16 protein-coding genes are annotated in these 15,188 nt (G+C 66.6%); 8 read left to right on the forward strand and 8 right to left on the reverse strand.

Going from position 1 to position 15,188, the window contains the following annotated elements:
- Positions 1 to 33: 33 nt before the first annotated feature.
- From KCG88_RS02225 to KCG88_RS02235, 3 genes are all read left to right on the forward strand, one after another.
- Positions 34 to 522: an Lrp/AsnC family transcriptional regulator gene (locus KCG88_RS02225; protein WP_210711632.1), complete on the forward strand. Its 489-nt coding sequence runs from the start codon at positions 34 to 36 to the stop codon at positions 520 to 522.
- Positions 523 to 665: 143 nt separating this feature from the next.
- Positions 666 to 1,877: a PAAR domain-containing protein gene (locus tag KCG88_RS31075; RefSeq protein WP_080966970.1), complete on the forward strand. Its 1,212-nt coding sequence runs from the start codon at positions 666 to 668 to the stop codon at positions 1,875 to 1,877.
- Entirely contained in the window at positions 1,874 to 2,335 is a 462-nt protein-coding gene (locus KCG88_RS02235) for a hypothetical protein (protein WP_047287666.1), read from the forward strand. Before KCG88_RS31075 ends, KCG88_RS02235 begins: the two co-directional genes overlap by 4 nt.
- Positions 2,336 to 2,338: 3 nt before the next feature.
- On the opposite strand, the gene KCG88_RS02240 is transcribed toward KCG88_RS02235, so the two are convergent.
- From KCG88_RS02240 to KCG88_RS02250, 3 genes are all read right to left on the reverse strand, one after another.
- Positions 2,339 to 2,992 carry a response regulator transcription factor gene (locus KCG88_RS02240; protein ID WP_047337176.1) on the reverse strand — a complete coding sequence of 218 codons (654 nt, stop codon included), beginning with the start codon at positions 2,990 to 2,992 and terminating at the stop codon, positions 2,339 to 2,341.
- Positions 2,993 to 3,049: 57 nt separating this feature from the next.
- Positions 3,050 to 3,382: an Hpt domain-containing protein gene (locus tag KCG88_RS02245; RefSeq protein WP_246882537.1), complete on the reverse strand. Its 333-nt coding sequence runs from the start codon at positions 3,380 to 3,382 to the stop codon at positions 3,050 to 3,052.
- Positions 3,383 to 3,849: 467 nt separating this feature from the next.
- Positions 3,850 to 4,812: an SDR family oxidoreductase gene (locus KCG88_RS02250; RefSeq protein WP_210711633.1), complete on the reverse strand. Its 963-nt coding sequence runs from the start codon at positions 4,810 to 4,812 to the stop codon at positions 3,850 to 3,852.
- A gap of 91 nt (positions 4,813 to 4,903) precedes the next feature.
- Here KCG88_RS02250 and KCG88_RS02255 point away from each other — a divergent pair, with 91 nt between their 5' ends.
- The 3 genes from KCG88_RS02255 to KCG88_RS02265 all read left to right on the forward strand — a co-directional run bounded on the left by KCG88_RS02255 (position 4,904) and on the right by KCG88_RS02265 (position 6,979).
- The gene (locus tag KCG88_RS02255; protein WP_210711634.1) at positions 4,904 to 5,809 is read left to right on the forward strand and encodes a LysR family transcriptional regulator; all 906 of its coding nucleotides are present in this window, start codon (positions 4,904 to 4,906) and stop codon (positions 5,807 to 5,809) included.
- Between the two features lie 86 nt (positions 5,810 to 5,895).
- Positions 5,896 to 6,444, forward strand: coding sequence for a dihydrofolate reductase family protein (locus KCG88_RS02260; RefSeq protein WP_210711635.1), 549 nt, complete (start codon positions 5,896 to 5,898; stop codon positions 6,442 to 6,444).
- Positions 6,437 to 6,979 carry a TetR/AcrR family transcriptional regulator gene (locus KCG88_RS02265; protein ID WP_210711636.1) on the forward strand — a complete coding sequence of 181 codons (543 nt, stop codon included), beginning with the start codon at positions 6,437 to 6,439 and terminating at the stop codon, positions 6,977 to 6,979. The genes KCG88_RS02260 and KCG88_RS02265 overlap by 8 nt, the downstream gene beginning before the upstream one ends.
- 8 nt (positions 6,980 to 6,987) lie before the next feature.
- Here the strand turns inward: KCG88_RS02265 and KCG88_RS02270 are convergent, their stop codons facing one another.
- The 4 genes from KCG88_RS02270 to fepB all read right to left on the reverse strand — a co-directional run bounded on the left by KCG88_RS02270 (position 6,988) and on the right by fepB (position 11,090).
- Positions 6,988 to 7,770: an ATP-grasp domain-containing protein gene (locus KCG88_RS02270; RefSeq protein WP_210711637.1), complete on the reverse strand. Its 783-nt coding sequence runs from the start codon at positions 7,768 to 7,770 to the stop codon at positions 6,988 to 6,990.
- A 342-nt stretch (positions 7,771 to 8,112) separates the two neighbouring features.
- Positions 8,113 to 9,144 carry an iron chelate uptake ABC transporter family permease subunit gene (locus KCG88_RS02280; protein WP_210711638.1) on the reverse strand — a complete coding sequence of 344 codons (1,032 nt, stop codon included), beginning with the start codon at positions 9,142 to 9,144 and terminating at the stop codon, positions 8,113 to 8,115.
- Positions 9,141 to 10,181, reverse strand: a complete 1,041-nt coding sequence (locus KCG88_RS02285) for an iron ABC transporter permease (protein WP_047287650.1) — start codon at positions 10,179 to 10,181, stop codon at positions 9,141 to 9,143. Before KCG88_RS02285 ends, KCG88_RS02280 begins: the two co-directional genes overlap by 4 nt.
- 3 nt (positions 10,182 to 10,184) lie before the next feature.
- Positions 10,185 to 11,090 carry a Fe2+-enterobactin ABC transporter substrate-binding protein gene (gene fepB, locus KCG88_RS02290; RefSeq protein WP_011061900.1) on the reverse strand — a complete coding sequence of 302 codons (906 nt, stop codon included), beginning with the start codon at positions 11,088 to 11,090 and terminating at the stop codon, positions 10,185 to 10,187.
- 146 nt (positions 11,091 to 11,236) lie between these two features.
- Between fepB and KCG88_RS02295 the strand changes: the two genes are divergently transcribed.
- On the forward strand, positions 11,237 to 12,028 hold the full coding sequence (locus tag KCG88_RS02295) for an ABC transporter ATP-binding protein (RefSeq protein ID WP_210711639.1): 792 nt from the start codon (positions 11,237 to 11,239) through the stop codon (positions 12,026 to 12,028).
- A gap of 9 nt (positions 12,029 to 12,037) precedes the next feature.
- On the opposite strand, the gene KCG88_RS02300 is transcribed toward KCG88_RS02295, so the two are convergent.
- Positions 12,038 to 12,823: an IclR family transcriptional regulator gene (locus KCG88_RS02300; RefSeq protein WP_169893601.1), complete on the reverse strand. Its 786-nt coding sequence runs from the start codon at positions 12,821 to 12,823 to the stop codon at positions 12,038 to 12,040.
- A gap of 270 nt (positions 12,824 to 13,093) precedes the next feature.
- On the opposite strand from KCG88_RS02300, the gene KCG88_RS02305 reads away from it, so the two are divergent.
- Positions 13,094 to 15,187, forward strand: coding sequence for a TonB-dependent receptor (locus KCG88_RS02305; RefSeq protein ID WP_210711640.1), 2,094 nt, complete (start codon positions 13,094 to 13,096; stop codon positions 15,185 to 15,187).
- Position 15,188: the final 1 nt, after the last annotated feature.

Genomic DNA, 15,188 nt, shown 5'->3' on the forward strand with positions numbered 1-15,188 from the left:
TATTTTCCCAGGTGGTGGCTGATTTTGAAAAAAATGGCTCGCAACGTTAATCTCGACGACACCGACCTGGCGATTCTTGCACTGTTGCAGCAGGACGCGAGCATTTCCAATGCAGAGCTCAGCGAGCGCCTGTCCCTTAGCCTTACTCCCTGCTGGCGGCGGCGCAAGCGCCTGGAGGAGGAGGGGGTGATCAGGGATTACCAGGCCAACCTCGACCGGCGCCTGCTGGGGCTGGACATCCTGGCCTTCGTCCATGTGCGGTTCGCTACCCACTCCGACCAGACCCCCGACGATTTCGAGACGGTGATCATGCGTCTGCCCGAGGTCCAGTCCTGCCACAAGATCACCGGCGATGCCGACTACCTGCTGCAGGTGCTGGCCCGCGACCTGGACAGCTACAGCGACTTTGTCGAGCACGTGCTCAGGCGCCAGCCGGGCATTGCCTCGATCCAGTCCAGCCTGGCGCTGCGCGAGGTCAAGGCCACCAGCCGCCTGGCGATTCCCCAGCCACTGCCCAGGTAGGCTGGCGGCCTGTGGGGCGCCTGCATCACATTTTCGAAGTTTTTTTTCGTGCCGGGTTATTCAATGACCGCTATGCAGGTAATCTTTGCGCGGTCTTGTGCCCGCGTTCCAGCGAGGCAGGCAACAGGAGTGTTGAGTAGGCAATGGATGCATTGGCAGCAGCCCGTCTGGGCGACGAAATAGCCCACGGCTTTGGCGTGGCGGCGATGGTGGCCGGCGCGGTGGCTGGCGCCTTGATCGGTGCGGCGATCATTGGTGCCACGGCTGCCACCGGTGGCCTGGCGGCGGTGATCCTGGTGGGCTCGGTGGCGGCCGGGGGCTTGTCGATGTTCCAGATCGTCAAGGGCCTGAGCAGCATCTTCAGCCTGCCCGAACCCAGCACCGGCGTGCTGGTGGAGGGCAGCCTCAATGTCTTTATCAACCGGCGCAACGCCATGCGCGCCGGCGTGGACTCGTCCTCTTCCTGCAGTGGCCTGCCGCTCAATCACCCCTACATGCCCCTGCCGGTACTGATCGCCGAAGGCAGCGTCAAGGTCACCATCAATGGCAAGCCGGCGGCGCGGCTGCAGAGCAAGATGGTCTGTGGCGCCCATATCAAGAACGGCAGCGAGAACACCCTGATCGGTGGGCCCAGCGTGCGGGTAGCGTTTGTCTTCGACCTGGAAAGCTGGATGCACACGGGGCTTGAAGTGCTCGGCCTGGGGGCCTTGATCGGCGCCGGGGTGCTGGCGGCGTTCGCCGGGCTGGCGGCCTTTGCCGGTTTCGCCGCGATCACCGGCGCCGCCTTCGTCGGCATGGGCCTGCTGGGTGATCTGGGTGATCGCCTGGGGCCGGGTTATCGCGACCTGTTGCAAGGCGCGGCGGGCATGGTGCTCCTGGGGCTGGGGCCGAAGCTGGCCAGGGGCGGCAAGCCACCGCCGCCGCCGGAGGCCACGGTCTACCACGTCACCACCAACCCTGGCGCGGCCCAGGGCGTGCTCCGTGGCATCGACCCCAAGTTCCTCAACCCCAACAGCCGCTTTGGCGCGGCCTTCTATGTCGGTGAAAGCCCTACCACGCCCCTGGCCGAACTGGCCCACCATGGCGCCACGCCGACCCATGGCATTCGCTTCAATGTCAATGCCAGCAAGGCCAAGGTTCTGGACCTCACCGACCCGGCGGTGGCCAAGGAGTGGGGCTACAACGGCGGGCCCATCACTTCCAAGACCCAACAGATCGGCGTGGACGCCCGGGACCAGGGCTACAATGTGATCCGCTTCAGCTCCGAGCGGGACCCGGGTGGCGTCAACCATGCGGTCCTGGACAATTTCAATGAAATCCTCACTCCCCAGATGATTACCCCGGTAGAGCCATGAAGTTTTATCTGTACACCTATGTTTGTGCCGAGTGCGGCAACCGTTTCAACGCCCCCGAGGTGTTGCCCGGCAGTTATGGCCAATTCCTGATGCGCAGCCCATCGGGCGAGACAGTGTTTCTCGATGGCCTCAACGATGAGGTCTACAGCGAGGTCGACCAGTTGCTGGAGCAACTGCTGCAGGGTCAGAACGTCAGCGCGGTACGCCGCGCCGATCTGCTGCGGCGGGTGTTCGGTGTGGCCTGTGACCCCGACTCCCAGGGCCAGCCCTTCGGCCTGTTGACCAAACCACGGTGCGGGCAGTGCGCCAGCGTCAAGATGGACCAGTGGCAGGCCACCGACCCGGCGCAGTATGTCGAGTGCGACTTCGCCCCGGTGCAGCACAGCCAGTGGCTGCGCTTGAGCCAGGCGCAGAAGTTGCAGCGCCTGGCCGCGGCGCTGGCCCAGCCGCGGCCCTAGGGCCTACTGAAATTCGCCGGACTCCAGGCAGAAGGCGACCAGGGCCTGGTCGCTGTCCAGGTTGAGCTTGCGGATCGCCGAGATCTTCTGTGCGCTGACGGTCTTCACGCTGCGCTTGAGGTTGGCGGCGATCTGCATCATTGATTCGCCGCGCACGAAATGCCGCAGCACTTCGTATTCCTTGGGGGTGAGGCTGCTCAGGCCGTCGGCCATGGAGCGCAGCGGGCTGCTATTGAGCTCGTTCTGCACCAGGCTCGGCGGATGGTGGATGCGCCCCAGGCGCACGTTCTCCAGAGCGCTGAGCAACTCGCTCATGTCATGGCGCTTGGGCAGTACCGAGCGCACGCCGATGTCATACAGCGCGGCCACGATCATCGGGTTGGACATCATGGTCAGCACCAGTACCTGCACCCTGGGGAAGTGTCGGATCAGGTAGGTCACCAGGCGTATGCCATCGCCGAAGGTCGGGTCGCCCTCCATGAAGTAGTCGGTGATGACCACGTCGATCCGCGGGTCATCCGAAAGTTGCTGGACCAGGGCACTGGGAGTGGTCACAGCCGCCACCACCTCGTACTGGCGGGTCTTTTTCAACAGGTCGCTGACGGCAGCGAGCACCAGGGGATGATCGTCGGCCAGGGCAACGCGTATTTTTTTCATGGTGGACACGATCCATTGTCAAAAGGGAATGCGCAGAAATGCGGGTACTAGGAGCGTTCATTCGAGCTGGCTGATGTCCTGCAAGGCGTGCAGCAGCATCAGGCTATGCGCGCGGGTGGTAGCCGTCAAACCGCTCTGGCGCAGGCTTTGCCCCAAGTCGTGGACCTGCAGGATCAGCGCTTGCTGGCCAGCCACCGCCAGCGACCCGCGTACCCGGTGCAGCAACTGGAAGATGCGCTCGTAATCCTCCCCGTCCAGGGCCTGGCGCAGGTGTTCCACGTCCTGGCCCATGGTGCGGGCAAACAGTTCCCGCCGGGGCTGCAACGGCACGGGCTTGACCAACCAGGCGTCCATCCCGCAGGCCTGGCAGCGGGCCTCTTCGTCGCACATGGCATCGTCAGTTTCGCCACCGGCGCCGGGAAGTGAACGATGTGGAGGTCAGGTCCAGCCATATCCAGACTGAAGACGGTGCCGGCATCCTGGTCAACGGCGGTGGCCTGACCACGCGCTGTATCGACAGTAGCCTGCTGGGCCGCGGCGACGGCGAGCAGGGCACCGCGCTGTGGATCACCGATCGGGCCGACGGGGGGCTGGCCGAGGCGGTGCAACTGGAGGCTGTGCGTTCGAACCTGTTCGGTGATGTGCTGGTGGACGGCGGCAGCCTGCAACTGTCCCTGGCCGATAGCAGCCTCTGGACCCTGCGCGGCGACTCCCAGCGCACCCGCCTGGCCAACAACGGCGTGGTGGCGTTCGCCGATCCCGGCCTGGCGGGGGCTTTCAAGCAGTTGCAGGTCAGTGGCGACCTGGAGGGCGATGGCCACTACATCATGAACACCGACCTGGGCCGCCAACCTCGGTTACCGCTTCACGTTCTGAGGGGCACTGGCGCTCGCCGCGAGCGTCTGGCGCACCCCTTCGGTATAGGGCGTCTTGGCGATCGGCCCGATCAGGCCTTGCAGGGCCGAGTCGTCGAGGATCAGCGGCGAGCTGATCAGGTAATGCATCTCCACCATCTCGCGCAGCAACGGGTCGAACAGCCCCAGCAGGCGCAGCAGGGGCTTGCCGATCACCCGTTGCTTGAAGCGGGCACCGCCGTGCTGCCGGATCAGCTCCAGCAGCTCGCGCTGGCTGGTAACCCCGGCGCCGCCCAGGTGCCAGGTCTTGCCGAAGGCTTCGGGCTGCTGGATCAAGCGGCAGACCACCGGCCCCACGTCGGGAACGAAGACAAACTCATGGGGCCGGTCCAGGGGGCCTACCAGGTTTGCCGTGCCGCCCTGGACCGCGGCCTGGAACGCTCCGTGCAGCAGGCTTTTATCGACCCCGGGCCCGTAGAAGTCCGGCAGGCGCAGCACCGTGGCCTGGATCTTGCCGTCGGCATGGGCCTTCCACAGCAGGTCTTCCTGGGCCTTGCGCATGCGGCCCTTGAAGCTGTTGGGCTGGCGCGGATGCTGCTCCGCCACCGGGTTGCTGCGAGCCATGCCGTAGGGATAGACGGTGCCGATCAGCAGGATCCGGCGCACCCCGGCGGCGATGGCGCCGTCCAGGGTCTGGCGCATCAGTTGCGGGTGCAGTTCGAAGCGCCAATAGTCCACCCCCACCAGATAGATCAAGGTGTCGACCCCGGCTGCGGCAGCTTCGACCGAGGCGGGCTGGTCGGGGTCCCAGGTGACCGGCTCGGCCAACGGGTCGGCGCCATAGGCCTTTAGCAGGCTGCTCTGGCTGCGGCCCACCACGCGGTAGGGCTGGCCCTGGCTGCGCAGGGTCCGGGCGATGCTCTGGCCAATGGCGCCGACGGCGCCGAACAGGGCTACTTGGGGCATGACGGGTTCCTCGTGGATGAACAGAGCTTGCAGAGTGCGAGTTCCTCGGCTAAATGGAAATTGCCCAGGCTTTGATGGTTTCTATAAAAAAATGCATAGCCCCACGGAGACTCCCCCTAATTGGGACTGGTACCGCACCTTTCTCGCAGTGCTGGACAGTGGTTCCCTGTCTGCCGCTGGCCGCGCCATGGGTTTGACCCAGCCCACGGTGGGCCGGCATATCGACCAGTTGGAAGCGGCCCTGGGCCTGAAGCTGTTCACCCGTTCCTTCGACGGATTCGCCGCCACCGAAGCGGCGCTGGAGCTCAAGCCCTACCTGCTGCAGGTGGCGGCGGGGGAGGCGGCCTTGCGCCGGGTGGCCAGCAGCCATGGCGCCGGGGTGCAGGGCAGTGTGCGGATCTCGGCCAGCGAAATCATCGGGGTGGAGGTGTTGCCGCCGATTCTCGCCACCTTGCGCCAGCAGCATCCGCAGCTGGTGGTGGAGCTGGTGCTGTCCAACCGTGCCGACGACCTGCTGCAGCGCCAGGCCGATATTGCCGTGCGGATGTTCCGCCCGACCCAGGAAGCGCTGCTGGTGCGCCGGGTCGCCGACATCGAACTGGGCCTGCATGCCCACCGGGATTATCTGCAGCAGCAGGGCACGCCGCTCTCGCTGGAGCAGTTGGCCGGGCACGCGCTGATCGGCTTCGACCGTGAAACCGCGTTTATCCGCCGCCTGCAACAGCAGTACCCGATGCTGGCCCGGGGCGCCTTCGCCTGGCGCAGTGACAGTGACCTGGCGCAGTTGGCGGCATTGCGCGCGGGGTTTGGCATTGGTGCCTGCCAGGTACGCCTGGCCGAAGCTGATCCACGCCTGGTGCGGGTCCTGGCGGAGCAGTTCGCGCCCAGCCTGGAAGCCTGGGTGGCGATGCATGAAGACCTGCGCAACAGCCCGCGCTGCGCGGTGACCTTTGCCGCGCTGGTGCAGGGGCTGGCAGCCTATGCCGCAGGCGATTGACCACCAGGGTGCCAGCAGGGTTGCCAGAGGGCCTCGGCAGTGGTTTATCATACGCTGTATGTTTATCCCCTCAGGAGGCAACGCCCATGGCATTCGGCAAGGTATTCATTGCCACTTCGGTCGATGGTTTCATCGCCCGCAACGACGGTGCTATCGACTGGCTGCCCAGTGGCGAGTCCGGCGAGGACTACGGCTACGGCGCCTTCATGGCGTCGGTGGACGGGATTGTCATGGGCCGTGCTACCTACGACAGCGTGCTGGGTTTCACCCCCTGGCCCTTCGACAAGCCGGTGGTGGTGCTCAGCCGCACCCTCAGTACGCAGGACGTGCCGCAGCGCCTGGCGGGCAAAGTGCGCATCAGCGCGCTGCAACCGGTGGAACTGGTGGCGCAGTTGCGGGCCGAGGGCTGGAGAACCGCCTACATCGATGGCGGCACCCTGATTCAAGCCTTTCTCCAGGCCGGGCTGATCGATGAAATGACCCTGACCCGGGTGCCGGTGTTGCTGGGCACGGGCCGCCCCCTGTTCGGCGCGCTGCCCCGGGACCTGCACCTAGGCTGCGTCGATTCCCGGCAGTATCCGGACGGGCTGGTGAGCACCCGTTACCGGGTGCAGCGAGGCGCCGTCCATGAGTGACCGGCCCAAGCGCAGCGGTCGCCCTGCCGCAGGGCGTGAACTGAGCCTGGACCAGGTCCTCGACGTGGGCCTGGAGCTGCTGGAGGAACTGGGGCCCCAAGGGTTCGGTGGCCGGGCCCTGGCGCGGCAGTTGGGGATTACCCCGATGTCGGTGGCCTATCACGTGGGCGACCAGCGCAACCTGATGCGCCTGCTGGTGGAGCGGGTGCACGCCGAGCCGCTGGCAGAGCCGCCAGCGCAGTGGCCACCCGAGGCAAGGATCCAGGCGTTGCTGGGGGAGTACATGGACCGGGTCCGCCGCCATCCGGCGCTGACCCTGTGCATCCTCGGTGACCCGCAGTTGTTCGGCGGCTCCCTGGCGGCCTTCAGCCAGCGCTTGCGCGAGGAAGTACGGGCCTTCGATGCAGACCCGGCGCTGTTCGACCTGCTGGTGGACTACAGCCACGGCCACGCCCTGGCGCTGGCCCTGGCCGGGGAGGGCGCGCAGGCGCTGGAGGGCGCTTTCGAAGCGGGGCTGCGTCGTTTGCTGCGCTAAGCGGCTTTCTACCGGGCGTCGGCGAGCATCGCGGCAAAGCGCTGGGCTGGCCATTCCTTGCGGTCCGACACCTGGCCGTCGCCCACTTCCACCAGGCGCAGCACGCCATCGGCCCGCAACACCACATCCACCGAGAAGAACCCACTGTCGATCAGTGCCGCGCATTTGTGCACCAGCGCCGGTACTTCACCGCTAGCACCGTAAGCCTGGCCGTTGAGGACGAAGTAACGGCGCTCGGTGTCATCCAGGTAGTCTTCGCGACGCCTGACGCAGACACCCCCCTCGATCTGGCCGCGATACTGGCGCATGCGTTCGATCAGTGGCGCGATATCCGCGGGGGTGTGCACCAGGCTACCGCTGCCGGTGTTCAGCGATTTGACGTAGTCCTTGATGAAATACCCCGGCCAGTGGAGGTCCGCCAGGGCCTGGGTGAAGTCGGCGTCGGCCGCCAGCACCCGGGTTTCGCAAGTGAAACGGGCCAGCCGCGGATACCACTGGGGCAAGTGATGGCAGTCCCGGTAGTTGGTGACGCTGGTGAAGGCGACCGCGCCCAGGCGTTGCAGATGCTCCACCAGCTCGCGGTAGCTTTCGGGCGTCAGCATCCAGCCGCGGTACAGCACCGGGTTGCCTCCTACGAGGGCTGGCCGCGCCCGGAAACTGCCGTTCTCGAAATCCTCGAAGGAAAATAGCGAAGCGCTCAGGCCGGCGGCCAGAATCGCCTGGTATTCGTCGAGGTACTGCTCGTCCGGGCGCTTCGGATCGAAGGGGTCGCTGGGGTAGAGAAGGTGCATGGCGAATCCTGCCAGGGAGGGTTTGCCCGGGCCCATGGGCGCCGGTGAAGTGAGATGGCGGGCGATGATAGCGGGATTTTCCCGGGCAATCCTCCCGGCCCGGGCGTTCATTACATCCCTGCACCTTGGTTCACAGAAAATCACCGAGCCACGACAGACTCCAACACCACTGCCGGGCAGACTGGCGCCTGCGCCGCCGGAGTGATGCACGGCGGCAACCTGATCTGGCGCGCAGGCTATGGCGCTGCCGACCTGGCCACCGGTGCGGCGCTCCAGGCCGATACCCTGTTCAACCTGGCGTCGGTGCCCAGGGAGTGTTCCGGTCCCGAGCTGTGGCGCGCTTCACACCCGCCGGCTGCGACCCAGCAACCACAACAGGTAGAGGCCTCCCAGCAGGCCGGTCATCAGGCCGATGGGCAGGTTGGCGCGGAACGCCAGGCGCTGGCTCAGCAGGTCTGCGGCCAGGAGCAATACCGCGCCCATCAGCGCGCCCGACCCCAGCGGCACTTCGGCGCTGCGGGTCAGGCGCCGGGCCAGTTGCGGGCCGGCCAGGGCGATAAAGGCGATGGGCCCGGCAGCGGCGGTGGCGATGGCAGTGAGGCCGACGGCGGCCAGCACCATGATCAATCGGGTGCGCTCCACCGCGACCCCCAGTTGGCTGGCAGTGGCGTCGCCCATTTCCAGCAGGTTGATGCGCCGGGCGTGGTACAGGGCGATCGGGGCGATCAGCAGCAGGCCCAGGGCCGCCGGCAGTACATGGGACCAGGTGCGGGTGTTCAGCGAGCCGGCCAGCCACAGTTGGGCGAACATCGCCTGGTCGAGGTTGCCGCTGACCAGCAGGATGCTGTTCAGGCCGGACAGGCTGGCGCCCACGCCGATGCCCACCAGCACCAGGCGATAACCCCCGCTGCTGTGGCCTTTTCGCGCCAGCAGCAACACCAGCAGGGCGGTGCCCAGGCCGGCCGCCACTGCCGCCAGGGACGTGGCCAGGGGGCCGGCATCGAACAGCATGATCTGCACGATGGCGCCGCTGGCGGCGCCGGTGGTGAAGCCGATCACGTCCGGCGAGCCCAGGGCATTGCGCGAGATCGACTGGAAGATCGCCCCGGCCATGCCCAGTGCCGCGCCCACCAGGGTCGCGGTCAGGGCCCGGGGCAGGCGCACGCGCTGCAGCACCCGCTGGGCGGTGAGGTCCTGGCCCTGGCCCAGCAGGTTGGCCAGCACCTGTTGCGGGCCGAGGGACAGGCTTCCGGTGCCCAGCAGCAGTGCCCAGAGCAGCAGCATCGCCACCAGCAGCACGGCGCAGACCAGGGCCGCGCGCGGTTGCCAGCGCAGCGAGAGCGAGCCCAGGCGCAGGGCCTTGAACCCCTTCACAGGCGGCTCAGGCGAAAGCGCCTGACCAGTACGATGAAGCACGGCCCACCCAGCAGCAGGGTGATGATGCCGGCGGCGATTTCTTCCGGTGCTACCACGACCCGGCCGAGCACGTCGGCCCCCAGTAGCAGGCCGGCGGCTAGCAGCGCCGAGTAGGGCAGGATCCAGCGGTAGTCGGTGCCCACCAGCATCCGCGCCAGATGGGGCGCCACCAGCCCGACAAAACCGATAGGCCCGGCCACGGCGGTGGCGGCACCGGCCAGCAGCATCACCGCCAGGCAGGCCAGCAGCCAGGTCAGGCGCAGGTTCACTCCCAGGGCGCGCCCCAGGTCCTGGCCCAGGGCCAGGGCGTTGAGCTGGGCGGCGATTCCCAGGGCCAGGGCCAGGCCCAGCGCGATGGCCAGGGCCGGCACCTGCAGCAGGGCGAAGCCGCTGCCGGACAGCGAGCCCGCGGCCCAGTGGCGAAAGTGATCGAAGACCTCGGGCGGGCTGTTGAGCACGATGATCCCGGTCAGTGAAGTCAGCATCACCGACAGTCCGGCGCCGGCCAGTACCAGGCGTACCGGGTTGGTCCCGGTCTCATGGGCCTGCCCCAGCAGGAACACCACCACTCCCGCCAGCCCGGCGCCGCCGAACGCCAGCCACAGGTACTCGGCCAGGCTGGTCAAGTGCAGCAGCGCCACGCCGCCGATCACCGCCACGGCGGCGCCGGCATTGATGCCCAACAGGCCCGGTTCGGCCAGCGGGTTGCGAGTCACCGCCTGCATCACCGCGCCGGCCACCCCCAGGGCGAGGCCGGCCAGCAGGGCGATCAGGGTCCGGGGCAGGCGCAGTTCACGCAGGATCAGGTGCTGGTCGTTGTGCAGGTCGGGTGCCTGCAACGCCTGCCAGGTCACGCTCAGGGGGATCGCTCGGGAGCCGATGGCCAGGCTCAGCAGGGCCAGCACCAGCAACAGCAGCAGCCCGGCCAGCAGGCCCCAGGTGCGGTGGTGGGGGCGCGACAGCGGTCGGGCCAGGGGCTGGGCAACGAGGTTCATGGCTTAGCGAAAGTGCGCGGCGACGGCATCGATCATCTGCCGTCCCGAGTAATAGTCGATGCGAAACGAACTCGGGCCCAGGGCATACACCCGCCGGTTGATCACCGCTGGCAGGTTGGCCAGCACCGGGTCGGCGAGGAACGCCTGCACGTCGCCGTCGGTGGCGCTGAGCAGGAACACGCTGTCACCGGTGATCGCCGCCGGCAGGTTTTCCCGGGAGATGAACTGGAAGTCCGACGCCCGGGTGACCTTGCCCGCCAGCGCCTCGGGCAGCTCTGCGACCTTGAAGCCAAGAGCGCCGAGCAGCCGGGCCTGGGGGCTGTTCAGGCGGCCGATGGAATAGCTGCCGGCAATGTTGTAGCCCACCACGCTCACCGGCCCCGGGGGCGGGGTGATGCGGGCGGCGGTTTGCGCGGTGTACTGGTCGAAGCGCTGGATGGCCGCCCGGGCCTGTTGCTCCAGGCCGGTGCGCTGGCCCAGGGCGGTGGCGATGTCTTGCCAGCTCTGGTTCGAGTAGTCCACCACCAGGGTCTCCAGGCCCTGGGCCTGCAGCTCGCTGCGGTGGGCGACCACGCTGTCGGCGCCGGTGGCGGACACCACCAGCAGGTCCGGGTCAGCGGCGATCACCGCTTCGATATCGAATTGCAGGTTGCGGTACAGCACTGCTACGCCGCGCTGCCTGGCCACTTCTGCCCACTGGGAAAAGAACCCGCGCTCATCGGTGAGGCGGCTGGGGGTGGTGGCGGCGCTGGCCACCAGCGGTGCATCCATGGCCAGCAGGATCCCGGTGACGCTGGGGCTGGTGGAAACGATGCGGGTGGGGGTGGTGCTTGCCCCGAGGGCCAGCTGGCAGCTCAGGGCCAGGACCGCTGCACTGAGCAGCCGGGCGCAAAGGCGTGGGTTCATCATCGATCCATCGGACGGTAAAGGTGGGGTGCAGGGGCCTGAGCAGCAGAATCATATGATAATGCTTCTCATGCAATGTATTCCATATTGTAGAATCCATTCCGCAATTGCAATACTGCAAGCGCTTGTCTCCCAAGGAAAACCCCGCCATGACTCACCGTTTGCACGCCGATGCCGTGACCTTGCGCCACGACGCGCGAATCATTTCCCAGGGCCTGTCCCTGAGCATTCCCGACGGCTCGTTCACGGTCATTGTCGGGCCCAACGCCTGTGGCAAATCCACCTTGCTGGCGGCGTTGTCCCGGCTACTGGCACCGGCTGAAGGGCGGGTGGTGCTCGATGGCAAGGACATCCGCCAACTGCCGGCCCGGGAAGTGGCCCGGCGCCTGGGCCTGCTGCCGCAGAGCGCCGTTGCGCCGGATGGCATCAGCGTCGCCGAACTGGTGGCGCGCGGGCGCTACCCGCACCAGTCGTTGCTGCGCCAGTGGTCGAAGGAGGATGAGCAGGCGGTGCGCGGGGCGATGGCCGCGACCCGGGTCGAGGCGCTGGCCGAACGCTTGCTGGACGAGTTGTCCGGCGGCCAGCGCCAGCGGGTGTGGATCGCCATGGTGCTGGCCCAGGAAACGCCGATCCTGCTGCTGGACGAGCCCACCACCTACCTGGATATCGTCCATCAGATCGAGCTGCTGGAGCTTTTGGCCGAGCTCAACCGCCAGGGCCGGACCATCGTCGCGGTGCTGCATGACTTGAACCAGGCCTGCCGCTATGCCAGCCACCTGATCGCCCTGCGCGACGGCGCCATCGTCGCCCAGGGCGCGCCGGCGGCGATCTTCACCGAGGCCCTGGTGGAGCAGGTGTTCGGCCTGGCCTCGGTGATCATCCGCGACCCGGTCAGCGGCACGCCGTTGATGGTGCCCAAGGGCCGGATCGCCCCGGCCTGAAGCCACGGCTCAGGGGCGCGCCGGCAACGCCTCCTGGGGGACGCGCTGGCCACCGGTGGCCTGGTTGACCTGGGCCGCTTCATGGAACAGCGCATCGCGGTCTTGCGGGGCCTGCAATTGCCCAAGGTCAGTGACCGTGGTCATCACGCAGACGATCTCCTGCTGGGCGTCGAATACCGGCGCGGCCTGCCCGGTGACGTTGGACAGCAGGTGGCTGGTGAGTTCGGCCCAATGCCGGCGTCGTACCTCGTCGAGCACCGCGGCACTGGGCGGGGTGCCGCGAAAATGCGCCGGCTGCTGCTTGCGCGCCGCGTCGATCACGGCCTTGGGCAGAAAGGCCTGGAACACCAGGCCGCAGGCGGTGTTGTCGATGGGCAGGATGTCCCCCAGGGCCAGGGGGTTGATGGAGAAATAGGCGCTGCGGTACCAGCGCACCAGGGTCGGCCCGCGGTCGGTCCAGATCGCCACGCCCCCGCTGGCGGCATGCCGCTGGGCCAGGGCTTTCATGCGCTGGGCGGCGATGTCCACCGCATCGATGCGCTTGAGCGCGCCAATGCCGATGCTCAGGGCCGCCGGGCCCAGGTCGTACAGGCCACTGAGCGGGTCCTGCTTGGCCAGCCCTTCCTTGACCAGGCTTTGCAGGTAGCGGTGGGCGGTGGAGCCACCCGTGCCGGTGCGCCGGGCCACTTCCCCCAGGGCCAACTCGCCCTCGGCATTGGCCAGGGTGTTGAGAAAACGCGCGGCGATCGACACCGACTGGATCACCCCGGAACGTTTTTCCGGCGGTGCATCCAGGGTCTCGTCCAACGGGGGCTGCGAACTGTTCAACGGCTGGGTCTCCTCACCAATGTCTGGCCGCGTGGGGTACGCAGGCTATGGCCTGCGCAGCGCTGGCGCTAGCGGCGGCCATGATACCGGTTCCACCGCCTGCCTGGGACGGGGGAATGCGCCCGGGTCAAAAGTGTAGATCATTCCAATTTGCAGAATGTATTCCGTATTGAGGAATATCATGGCAGCGTGATAGCCTAATCGTGAAAGAGGATCATTCTCATTTGGAAGGAAGTTTTGATGGCCCTTACGCACCGCACATTCAGTCACGGTATTGGCGTTCTCACCTTGTCCACCCTGCTGGCGAGCCCGCCGCTGATGGCTGAGGACAGCAGGCAGCCGGACAAGCCAGGGGAAGGCAGCCTGGCCCTGGAATCGCTGGTGGTCACCGGTGAGAAACTCGACCGCGAGCTGAAGGACACCGCCTCCTCGGTGTCGATCATCACCGACCGCGATATCGACCAGAACAAGACCGGCGATGCGTCGGTGTCGGAGGTCATCAACGCCAGCCCCAACGTGATCTACACCGATTCGGTGGGCGCGCCGATCATCCGGGGCCAGGACACCCAGGGCCCGAACAACGGGCAGAACGTGTTCTGGGGCGGTACGGTGCCGCGGGCCACCATCAACCTGGACGGCCACTACCTGAACTACAACGAGATGTTCTTCGGCGCGACCTCGGTCTGGGACCTGGACAGCATCGAAGTATTCCGCGGCCCGCAGACCACCTCCCAGGGCGCCAACGCGATTGCCGGGGCGATCATCGTCAACACCAAGAACCCGACCTTCACCCCCGAGGCGGCCTACCAGGCGGAGATCGGCAGCTACCACTCGCGGCGCAGTTCGGTGGCGGTGTCCGGGCCCCTGGCCCAGGACTTTGCCGGGCGCCTGGCGGTGGACTATTCGGCCCGCGACACCTTCATCGACTACGACAACCCGAAGTTCCAGGGCAGCAAGACCGACCAGGATTTTCGCAACCTCAATGCCCGGGCCAAGCTGCTGTGGTTGCCCACCGACATTCCAGGGCTGGAAAGCCAGTTCACCTTCGCTCACAACGACAGCAACCGCCCGACCCAGGAAGCCGCCTCGGCGCCGTTCCACAAGCTGGAGCACAGCTCCACCACCATGCCGTCCTGGGAGCAGGACACCAACACCAGCATCCTCGATGTCTCCTATGCGCTGGGTAACGGCCTCAAGCTGTTCAACCAGGCGCAGTATTCGCTGTCGTCGGTGCACCGGGTGACCGGGGCGGCGGGCGAGGGCGATGCCGACATCCACCAGAAGAACGCCTCCAACGAGTCGCGCCTGACCTTCGGTGAGAAAGAGGACCTGCTCAGTGGCATGGGCGGGATCTACTACGCCCGCACCCGCACCGACGAAACCCTCAACCTGCGGGGGCGTTCGGCCTTCGACGACACCAAGACCAACCTGGGGATCTTCGGCGAGCTCAACTACCGGCTCACCGACCTGTGGACCCTGAGCACCGGCCTGCGCTACCAGCAGGACCACATCGAGCGCACGGGCAACTCGGTGCTGGCTCCCGGCGCGCTGAACTACGACAAGACCTTCTCCACCGTGCTGCCCAAGGTTTCCCTGGCCTACGCCGCCACCCCGCACTGGACCGTGGGCGGCCTGGTCAGCCGGGGCTACAACCCGGGCGGTGTGTCGCTGAACCTGACGACCCGGCAATGGGCCTATTTCAAGGAAGAGTCGATCTGGAACTATGAGCTGTTCAGCCGCGCGAGCTTTCTCGATGACCGCCTGCTGATCAACACCAACCTGTTCTACATGGATTTCAAGGACGCCCAGTACAACATCCCGGTGGTGATTTCCCCGGGGGTGGCACAGTCCTACACCATCAACGCCGAGAAGGCCCACGCCTATGGCCTGGAGCTGGATCTGGACTATCGCCTGCTGGACAACCTGCGGCTCAAGGCCAGCGCCGGTACCTTGCGCACCCGCATCGACAAGATTTCCAGCAACGCCGACTACGCCCACAACGAGTTTGCCCGCTCGCCGGGCTACACCCTGAGCTTCGGTCCCAGCTGGGACATCACCGAGCGCCTGAACCTCAATGCCCAGGTGCGCTACCTGGACGGCTACTACTCGGATACCGCCAACACCTCGGCCTATTCGATCAAGCCCTACACCCTGACCGATGCGCGCATGAGCTACCGCTTCAACGACCAGGTGCAGCTCTATGGCTACGTCAAGAACGTCTTCGACGACCGCTCGCCCACCTACATGCAGCAGAACCGCGGCATCGGCGGCATCGAGGCCAGCATGACCCAGCCACGGACCCTGGGCATTGGCGTCAAAGGGGCGTTCTGAG

Source organism: Pseudomonas sp. MWU349, assembly GCF_017947325.1.
Classification (GTDB): Bacteria; Pseudomonadota; Gammaproteobacteria; order Pseudomonadales; family Pseudomonadaceae; genus Aquipseudomonas; species Aquipseudomonas protegens.